The following is an 8,718-nucleotide window of genomic DNA, read 5'->3' as shown; positions in this document are numbered from 1 at the left end:
GGCATGGGGCGGCCTCCTCGGGGTGGAGTCTTCGTCGTCCGGTGGGTCCACGTTCCCAGCCGATTTAGCTTGACGTCAAGAGACTTGATATCAAGAGACTTCACATCGACACAACCACTACACTGATCGTCATGGAGGACGAGGTCGATCGACTGGTCGCAGCGTGGCGCCGGGAGCGCCCGGACCTCGACGTGGAACCGCTGGAAGTACTCAGCCGGGTGAGCAGGCTGGCGCGGCACCTGGACCGTGCACGCCGTCTGGCGTTCTCCGAGCATCACCTGGAGCCCTGGGAGTTCGACGTGCTGACCGCGCTCAGGCGCGCCGGCCCGCCCTACCAGCTCTCGCCGGGGCAGCTGCTGACGCAGACGCTGGTCACGTCGGGCACGATGACGAACCGCATCGACCGGCTGGCGAAGAAGGACCTGGTGGAGCGGCTGCCCGATCCCAGCGACCGGCGCGGTGTGCTGGTGCGGCTGACGGACGACGGCAAGGACCGCGCCGACCAGGCCCTGGCCGGTCTCCTGGAGCAGGAGCGGGCGATCCTCGCCGAGCTGTCCCACGCCCAGCGCGCCGAGCTGGCCGCGCTGCTACGCCAGCTGACCGCCCCGTTCGACAACATCCCCGGTTAGGTCCGCCGGTCCGACGCCCGCCCGCCGGGCGAGCGCGACCGCGGCGAGCGTGGAGTGCACGCCCAGCTTGCCGAGGACGTTCTGCATGTGGGTGCGGACGGTGTGCGGGGACAGGAACAGCCGCTCGGCGACCGCCTTGCGCCCCAGCCCGGCGACCATGCAGCGCAGCACCTCGCGCTCCCTCGGGGTGAGGGACTCCACGAGCCGCTCGCTCTCGGTGCGGTGCTTGCGGGCGGCCGTGAGCTCCTTGAGCACGCCCGTGAGCAGGGCGGGCGGCAGATGCGTCTCCTCGCGCAGCACCCCGCGCACGACGGTGAGCAGCCGGGACAGCGAGCAGTCCTTGGCCACCCAGCCGGACGCCCCGGCCTGCAGCGCGAGGGCCGCGCGGCGCGGGTCGTCCTTCTCGGCGAGGACGACGATCCGGACGTACGGCTGGCTGACGCGGACGCCGGCGACGAGGGAGAGCCCGTCGACGAGCCCGTCCTCGCCCACCTCCCGCACGGGTACGGCCGGCCGGACGCCGGGCAGGTTCCCGCCCAGGTCGGCGTCGACGAGCAGGACGTCGTAGCGGCGTCCCTCGGCGGCGGCGCGCTCCAGGCTGCGCAGTGCGGCCGGGCCGCTGCCGGCCGCGGAGACGTCGACGTCGGGCTCGGCCGCCAGGGCGGCGGCGAGCGACTCGGCGAAGATACGGTGGTCGTCGACGACCAGAACTCGGATACGAACCACGAAACCCCCTTCCCCAGGCTCCTTCACGGAGCCGGGGATACCCCAGGCGCGGAGAACGACGACCGGCGCGGGCACGACGCCCGGAAGGGGTGTTCGACCGCACGGCCGCCGCCGTGCAGAGAGTGCTACCCCCACCGCGGGCGTCGTACCCGACTGACTCGCCCCCTGATCAGCACCGGCCCCCACCGGTGCTGTGGAACAGCGTAGGGCTGTGCGCGGGGAGCGGAAGGCGAATGACAGAACTGGCCGTCCCGCGCGTTTATCGTGAGCCGCATGTTTCGTCTTGAGGCAGAAGTCGACAGGTCCCGGCGCGATCTGCTCCGCACGCGGCTGCGCGACACGAACACGGCGGCCTCCCCCGTCCTGCGCGCGCTGCGCGGCACGCCCGCCGAACGCGAGGCGCCGCTGCACGTGTGGGCGTCGGACGACACCGGCGCGCTGGCCGGCGGCCTGGTCGGCCACACCTGGACGGCCTGGCTGCACGTCACCTATCTCTGGGTCGACGAACGCCACCGCGGCACCGGCCTCGGCAGCCGCCTGCTCGCCGAGGCGGAACGCCTGGCCCGCGACGACCGCGGCTGCAGTCGCTCCCGCGTGGAGACCTGGGACTTCCAGGCCCCGCACTTCTACCGCCGGCAGGGCTACGAGGTCGTCTGCGTGATCGAGGACTACCCGCCGGGAATCACGGAGTACACGCTGACCAAGCGGCTGGGGTGACGGCCGGAATCCCCCGCCAAAGCCGTCGGCCCCGCACGGATGTGCGGGGCCGACGGGCTGTCCGACCGGTTCAGGCGAGGCGGCGGGCGCCCGCCGACGGGACCGCTTCGAAGACCCGGGGGGCCGTGAAGCCGGCCGCCGCGAAGGCCTCTTCGACCGCCTTGGTGATGGTGTCGACGTCGGCCGCCTCCACGAGGACGATCGCCGAGCCGCCGAAGCCGCCACCGGTCATGCGGGCGCCGAGGGCGCCGCCGGCGAGGGCGGTGTCGACGACGAGGTCCAGCTCGGGGCAGGAGATGCGGAAGTCGTCGCGCAGCGAGGCGTGGCCCTCGACCAGGACGGGCCCGATCGCCCGTGTCTCGCCGGACTTCAGCAGGGACACGACCCGCTCGACCCGCTGGTCCTCCGTGACGACGTGACGGACGAGGCAGCGGACCTCCTCCTCGTCGCCGAGCCGTTCCAGCGCCGCGTCCAGGTCGGCGTAGGCGATGTCGCGCAGGGCGTCGACGCCCAGCAGGGCGGCGCCCTTCTCGCAGCCGGCGCGGCGCTTGCCGTACTCGCCGTCACTGTGGGCGTGCTTGACCTGGGTGTCGACGACGAGCAGGCGCATGCCTTCGGCGGCGAGGTCGAAGGGGATCTGCTGCTGCGAGAGGTCGCGGGTGTCGAGGAACAGGGCGTGGCCGGCCTCGCAGCAGGCGGACGCGGTCTGGTCCATGATCCCGGTGGGGGCCCCGACGTAGACGTTCTCGGTGCGCTGGCACAGGCGGGCGAGCTGCCAGCGCGCCAGGCCCAGCTCGAACAGGTCGTTGAGGGCCAGGGCGACGACGACCTCCAGGGCCGCCGACGAGGACAGGCCCGCGCCCGACGGGACCGTCGAGGTGAGGTGGATGTCGGCGCCGGTGACCGGGTGTCCGGCCTCGCGGAGCGCCCACACCACGCCGGCCGGGTACGCCGTCCAGGCGCGGTCCGACTCCGGGGTCAGGTCGTCGAGGCGCAGCTCGGCGACGCCGTCCTCGATGTCCGCCGAGTGCAGGCGCAGACGGCCGTCCGTGCGGCGGGAGACCGCGGCGGTCGCGGTGTGCGGCAGCGCGAAGGGCATCACGAAGCCGTCGTTGTAGTCGGTGTGCTCACCGATGAGGTTGACGCGGCCGGGCGCCGCCCACACGCCCTCGGGCTCGGCCCCGTACAGCTCGACGAAGTCGGCCCTGACCTGCTGCTCTGCCCCCACTTACCGCTCCTCTGCGATCTTCTGCGTGAATTCCCACGCGTCGGCGACGATACCCGCGAGGTCCGCGCGGGACGGGTTCCAGCCGAGCCGTTCGCGGGCGGTGGCCGCCGAGGCGACCAGGACCGCCGGGTCGCCGCCGCGGCGCGGGGCCATGACCTCGGGGATCGGGTGCCCGGTGACCTTGCGGACGGTCTCGATGACCTCGCGGACGGAGAAGCCGTTGCCGTTGCCGAGGTTGCAGATGAGGTGTTCGCCGGGGGTGGCGGCCTCGACGGCGAGGAGGTGGGCCTCGGCCAGGTCGGCGACGTGGATGTAGTCGCGGATGCAGGTGCCGTCCGGGGTCGGGTAGTCGTCGCCGTAGACGGAGATGGCCTCCCGGCCGCCCTGCGCGACCTGGAGGACGAGCGGGATGAGGTGCGACTCGGGGTCGTGCCGCTCGCCCTGCGCGCCGTAGGCGCCGGCCACGTTGAAGTAGCGCAGTGACACCGCGCCGAGCCCGTGGGCGGTGGCCTCGCCGGTGATCATGTGGTCGACGGCGAGCTTGGACGCGCCGTACGGGGAGGTCGGGGCGGTCGGGTCGGTCTCGGTGATGGGGGTGCTGACCGGCTCGCCGTAGGTGGCGGCGGTGGAGGAGAAGACGAGCTTGCGCACGCCCGCCTCGCGCATGGCCCCGAGGAGGGCCATGGTGCCGCCGACGTTGTTCTCCCAGTACTTCTCGGGCTTCACGACGGACTCGCCGACCTGTGAGAAGGCGGCGAAGTGCAGGACGGCGTCGAAGGAGGCGTCGAGCCACTTCCCTGCGTCGCGGATGTCGCCCTCGACGAAGGTGGCGCCCGCCGGGACGCCCTCGCGAAAGCCGGTGGACAGGTTGTCGAGGACGACGACCTCGTGTCCCGCTTCCAGCAGATGCTGGGCGACCACGCTGCCGACGTATCCCGCCCCGCCCGTGACCAAGTACTTGCCGCTCATCAACTCGCTACCTCTCGCAGTCGCTCGGCCGCGTGCTCCGGCGGCACGTCGTTGATGAACACGTTCATGCCGGATTCGGAACCCGCGAGGAACTTCAGCTTGCCGGACGTACGGCGGATGGTGAAAAGCTCGAGGTGCAGCGCGAAGTCGTCGCGGTTGACCCCCTCGAACTCCTCCAGCGCGCCGAACGGCGCCTGGTGCCAGCCCGAGATGTACGGCGTGAGGGGCTGGTTCTCCCCGAAGATCCGGTCGAAGCGCCTCAAGAGTTCCAGATAGACCTTGGGGAACTCTGTGCGCGCGTCCTCGTCGAGGCCGAGCAGGTCGGGCACCCGGCGCTTGGGGTACAGGTGCACCTCGTACGGCCAGTGCGCGGCGTACGGCACGAAGGCGACCCAGTGTTCACCCTCCAGGACGACCCGCTCACCGGCGAGTTCACTCCGCAGGACGGCATCGAAGAGGTTCTCGCCGCCGGTGGCCTCCTTGTGCGCGGCCACCTGGCGCAGCATCAGGGCGGTGCGGGGCGTGGTGAACGGGTAGGCGTAGATCTGCCCGTGCGGGTGACCCAGAGTCACACCGATCTCGGCACCGCGGTTCTCGAAGCAGAACACCTGTTCCACGGAGGGCAGATGCGACAGCTCGGACGTCCGGTCCGTCCACGCGTCCAGGACCAGTCGCGCCTGCTCCTCGGTGAGGTCGGCGAAGGACGCGTTGTGGTCGGAGGTGAAGCAGACCACCTCGCACCGCCCGGAGTCACCGGCCAGCGAGGGGAAGCGGTTCTCGAAGACGACGGCGTCGTACGACGAGTCCGGGATCTCGCTCAACCGGTCGCCCTGCGAGGGGCACAGGGGGCACTCGTCGGCCGGCGGGTGATAGGTGCGCCCCTGCCGGTGCGAGGCGATCGCGACGGAATCGCCGAGCAGCGGGTCCCTGCGTACCTCCGAAGTGGTGACCGTGGGGTCCAGCGGACGCCGGTCCACCGCGTCGCGCACCGCGTCGTCCCGCAGGTCGTAGTAGATGAGCTCACGACCGTCGGCCAAGCGGGTCGAGGTCTTCTTCACCGCGGCTCTCCATCCGTACACCAACAAAGCGAATCAAGCTTCCAACAGAACTAAACACATCAAACCATAAACCCCCACGAGAGTCACCACCCAAGGCCGCTCGGAGTCGCCAGGGCCACCCCAGAAGGCGACCTGACGTCCACCGTCACAACCGAACAAAGACCACCAAGCGAAGTGAGCAGTGCATGCGAACCCCCACCTACCTCGCGGCCGAGCTACGGCTTCCTACCAACTGGCTCGACTACACGATCCTGGCCATCTACTTCGTGGTCGTCCTCGGCATCGGCTTCGCCGCCCGCCGCTCGGTGAAGACCAGCCTCGACTTCTTCCTGTCCGGCCGCTCCCTGCCCGCCTGGATCACCGGCCTCGCCTTCGTCTCGGCGAACCTGGCGGCCACGGAGATCCTCGGCATGGCCGCCAACAGCGCCCAGTACGGTGCGTACACCGTCCACTGGTACTGGATCGGCGCCATCCCGGCCATGGTCTTCCTAGGCCTGGTGATGATGCCCTTCTACTACGGCTCCAAGGTGCGCTCGGTCCCGGAGTTCCTGCTGCTGCGCTTCGACAAGGGCGCGCATCTGCTCAGCTCGGCCCTGTTCGCCTTCGCCGCCATCCTCATCTCCGGCGTCAACCTGTACGCCCTCGCGATCGTCGTCGAGGCGCTGCTTGGCTGGCCGCAGTGGGTGGCGATCGTGGTCGCCGGCTTCTTCGTCCTGGCGTACATCACGCTGGGCGGTCTGTCCTCGGCGATCTACAACGAGGTGCTGCAGTTCTTCGTGATCCTCGCGGCCCTGATCCCGCTCACCGTCCTCGGCCTGAAGAAGGTCGGCGGCTGGGACGGCCTCACCGACTCGCTCACGAAGTCCCACGGTGACGACTTCGTCTCCGCCTGGGGCGGCACCGGCATCGGCAGCGACAACCCGCTGGGCGCGAACTGGCTGACGATCGTCCTCGGCCTCGGCTTCGTCCTCTCCTTCGGCTACTGGACGACCAACTTCGCCGAGGTGCAGCGGGCCCTCTCCGCGAAGAACCTGTCGGCGGCCCAGCGCACCCCGCTGATCGCCGCCTTCCCGAAGATCTTCATCGTCTTCCTGGTGATGATTCCGGGTCTGGTGGCGGCGGTCCTGGTCCCGAACATCGGCACCCCGGACTCCGACCTCCAGTACAACGACTCCATCCCGTACCTGATGGAACAGCTGCTGCCCAACGGCGTCCTGGGCATCGCGGTGACCGGTCTGCTCGCCGCCTTCATGGCGGGCATGGCGGCGAACGTGTCGTCCTTCAACACGGTGTTCACCAACGACATCTGGGCCAAGTACGTGGTGCGGGGCCGCGAGGACAGCTACTACGTCGGCTTCGGCCGCCTCATCACCGCGATCGGCGTGATGGCGTCCGTCGGCACGGCCTTCCTCGCCTCCTCCTTCTCCAACATCATGAGCTACCTCCAGACGCTGTTCTCCTTCTTCAACGTGCCGATGTTCGTCGTCTTCATCGTCGGCATGTTCTGGAAGCGGGCGTCGATGAAGTCCGGCTTCTGGGGCCTCCTCGCGGGCACCACGGCCGCGATGGTCAACTACTTCGTCCTCTACAAGCAGGACGTCATCGGCATCCCCACCGACCAGGGCGCCAACTTCGTCTCCGCGATCGCGGGCTTCGTCGCGGGTGCGGTCGTCATGGTGGCGGTGTCCCTCTTCACCGCCCCCAAGCCGGCGGAGGAACTCGAGGGCCTCGTCTACGGCACCGTCTCGCCCGGCATGGCCGAGCCGCCCGCCGCGGGCGACGACGCCTGGTACCGGCGGCCGGCGCTGCTGGGCTGGGGCGCGATCATCCTCGCCGCCGCCTGCTACATCCCGTTCTCGTTCTAGGCCCGACCGCGGGAGGATGGAAAGACCATGTCCGAGTCCGAGCAATTCGAACCGTCCGAGCGGGCGGAAGCGGCCGAGCGGCTGCGCAAGGCCGGCTACTCCGAGGCCGACGTCCAGCGTGAGGTCTCCGAACTGGAGCAGAAGTCGGCGACCGCCGCCCGCATCTTCGACCTGCGCCGCATCATCGGCGGCCTGTTCGTCGTCTACGGCGTCATCGTCACGATCGCCGGCCTCACCGACAGCGACGCGGAGATCGACAAGGCCCAGGGCATCAACATCAACCTGTGGACCGGCCTGGGCATGCTGGCCCTCGGCATCTTCTTCCTCGCCTGGCTGAAACTACGGCCCACGGCAGCCCCGACCCCGCCACCGTTGCCGCCGGAGGCGGCGGAGGCCGCGGAGCGGCGGGACTGAGGGGCGGTTGGTTTCGGGTGTGGGGCCGGGGTCCGGCCCCACACTGTGCGGGGCACGGGTGAAGGTGCCCCAGCCGCAGCCGCGCGCGGCTCACCGGGCGGCGAAGAGCCAGGGGTTGCGCGCCTCGCCCTGCGCGTCGGCAGCAGCGTCAGGAGCCGTCGGCATCGAACAACTGCTCCGCGTCACTCACATCCATGGCCCGTCGCGCCCAGAGCGTGAGCAGATCCTCGTCGGTGCACGTCTCGACGCGGTGCCGAACCGCGTCGGAGACAGGGACACCCCGCCATTCAAGGATGTTCAGGGTCATCTCGGCACCCTTCTCGACCCTTCCCTCTCCCCTTCCCTCCCCGCGCACCGACTCCGCGAGCGGGTGCCGCCAGAAGTACTGCATCGCTGTCATCAGGTCCCTCCACATGTGCTGTGCCTGGGGATCCGCCAGGCAGGAGTCGACGAACTGCACGAAGACCGCGGCGGTGTCCGCGTCGAGCGTCTTCAGGGCGGCCACCAGTGATTCCAGTATGCCCGCGACGTGTGGCCCACGGCCGTGTGTCATCGCCGAAAGCACCGCGAGGGCCGGGTCCTGCTCGGCCTCCGATGCCTTCGCGATGACGGGCACGTTGTCCGGCCCGAGGACGAACGGACGCACCGTCAGCGACGGGCACCCTCGCACCCCGAGGTGGATCGGCTCGGCCGCCCAACGGGCCGTGGCACTGTTCTGCGTGACCACGATCAGCACCGGCTCGCAGCGGTACTTCTCGTACAGATAGCTGAGGTAGTACGGCCAGCTTCCGCGCTTCCTCTCGTCCGGCTTCCCCTGCGACTCCACCACCAGCAGGTACGCCCCCTCGTCGGTCTCCGCCCGCAGCAGCGTGTCCACGCGCCGCTCGATGGGCTCGATCTCGGTGAGGTCGATGTTCATGCCGGCGAAGTCGTGCGGCTCGGGGAAAGGGATGCGTAACACCTGTTGCAGGGCACGGGTCAGCAGCGCGGGATCCTTCTGGAAGATCCGGTGCATGGCCTCGTGTGACGAGCCGACCATCGGCTCTCCTTTCTGTGCGATGTGATCAACGAGTTATGCCGCCGGCAAGTCACACCACACGTACTTGCCCCGG

The 8,718-nt window shown here is 69.8% G+C and carries 9 protein-coding genes; 4 read left to right on the top strand and 5 right to left on the bottom strand.

Annotated elements, in window-relative coordinates; genetic code table 11:
* Window positions 1–131: 131 nt before the first annotated feature.
* The gene (locus BZL64_RS36095; protein WP_086773258.1) at window positions 132–629 is read left to right on the top strand and encodes a MarR family winged helix-turn-helix transcriptional regulator; all 498 of its coding nucleotides are present in this window, start codon (window positions 132–134) and stop codon (window positions 627–629) included.
* On the opposite strand, the gene BZL64_RS36090 is transcribed toward BZL64_RS36095, so the two are convergent.
* A complete protein-coding gene (locus BZL64_RS36090) occupies window positions 588–1,355 on the bottom strand; it encodes a LuxR C-terminal-related transcriptional regulator (protein ID WP_086773257.1) in 768 nt (255 codons plus the stop codon). The genes BZL64_RS36095 and BZL64_RS36090 overlap by 42 nt on opposite strands.
* A gap of 273 nt (window positions 1,356–1,628) precedes the next feature.
* Here BZL64_RS36090 and BZL64_RS36085 point away from each other — a divergent pair, with 273 nt between their 5' ends.
* Window positions 1,629–2,072, top strand: coding sequence for a GNAT family N-acetyltransferase (locus tag BZL64_RS36085; protein ID WP_086773256.1), 444 nt, complete (start codon window positions 1,629–1,631; stop codon window positions 2,070–2,072).
* Between the two features lie 70 nt (window positions 2,073–2,142).
* Here BZL64_RS36085 and galK read toward each other — a convergent pair whose 3' ends face one another.
* The 3 genes from galK to galT are packed head-to-tail and all read right to left on the bottom strand — an operon-like array spanning window position 2,143 to window position 5,327.
* On the bottom strand, window positions 2,143–3,300 hold the full coding sequence (galK, locus tag BZL64_RS36080) for a galactokinase (RefSeq protein ID WP_086773255.1): 1,158 nt from the start codon (window positions 3,298–3,300) through the stop codon (window positions 2,143–2,145).
* A complete protein-coding gene (galE, locus tag BZL64_RS36075) occupies window positions 3,301–4,269 on the bottom strand; it encodes a UDP-glucose 4-epimerase GalE (protein ID WP_086773254.1) in 969 nt (322 codons plus the stop codon).
* Entirely contained in the window at window positions 4,269–5,327 is a 1,059-nt protein-coding gene (gene galT / locus BZL64_RS36070; protein WP_086773253.1) for a galactose-1-phosphate uridylyltransferase, read from the bottom strand. Before galT ends, galE begins: the two co-directional genes overlap by 1 nt.
* A gap of 185 nt (window positions 5,328–5,512) precedes the next feature.
* Here galT and BZL64_RS36065 point away from each other — a divergent pair, with 185 nt between their 5' ends.
* Window positions 5,513–7,192, top strand: coding sequence for a sodium:solute symporter family protein (locus BZL64_RS36065; protein WP_086773252.1), 1,680 nt, complete (start codon window positions 5,513–5,515; stop codon window positions 7,190–7,192).
* A 27-nt stretch (window positions 7,193–7,219) separates the two neighbouring features.
* Complete coding sequence (locus BZL64_RS36060; RefSeq protein WP_244205740.1) at window positions 7,220–7,606, top strand: hypothetical protein; 387 nt, start codon at window positions 7,220–7,222, stop codon at window positions 7,604–7,606.
* A 148-nt stretch (window positions 7,607–7,754) separates the two neighbouring features.
* Here the strand turns inward: BZL64_RS36060 and BZL64_RS36055 are convergent, their stop codons facing one another.
* On the bottom strand, window positions 7,755–8,645 hold the full coding sequence (locus BZL64_RS36055; RefSeq protein ID WP_086773251.1) for a hypothetical protein: 891 nt from the start codon (window positions 8,643–8,645) through the stop codon (window positions 7,755–7,757).
* Window positions 8,646–8,718 lie beyond the last annotated feature (73 nt).

This window comes from Streptomyces bobili, assembly GCF_002154575.1.
Classification (GTDB): domain Bacteria; phylum Actinomycetota; class Actinomycetes; order Streptomycetales; family Streptomycetaceae; genus Streptomyces; species Streptomyces bobili.
Note: the sequence above shows the minus strand (reverse complement) of the source record. Positions and strands in the feature narration are given on the sequence as shown.

What these genes read in the sequence shown, in the direction of transcription:
- BZL64_RS36095 (WP_086773258.1), top strand. Translation starts at nt 132, where the DNA reads ATGGAGGACGAGGTCGATCGACTGGTCGCAGCGTGGCGCCGGGAGCGC.
- BZL64_RS36085 (WP_086773256.1), top strand. Translation starts at nt 1,629, where the DNA reads ATGTTTCGTCTTGAGGCAGAAGTCGACAGGTCCCGGCGCGATCTGCTC.
- galE (WP_086773254.1), bottom strand. Translation starts at nt 4,269, where the DNA reads ATGAGCGGCAAGTACTTGGTCACGGGCGGGGCGGGATACGTCGGCAGC.
- BZL64_RS36065 (WP_086773252.1), top strand. Translation starts at nt 5,513, where the DNA reads ATGCGAACCCCCACCTACCTCGCGGCCGAGCTACGGCTTCCTACCAAC.
- BZL64_RS36060 (WP_244205740.1), top strand. Translation starts at nt 7,220, where the DNA reads ATGTCCGAGTCCGAGCAATTCGAACCGTCCGAGCGGGCGGAAGCGGCC.
- BZL64_RS36055 (WP_086773251.1), bottom strand. Translation starts at nt 8,645, where the DNA reads ATGGTCGGCTCGTCACACGAGGCCATGCACCGGATCTTCCAGAAGGAT.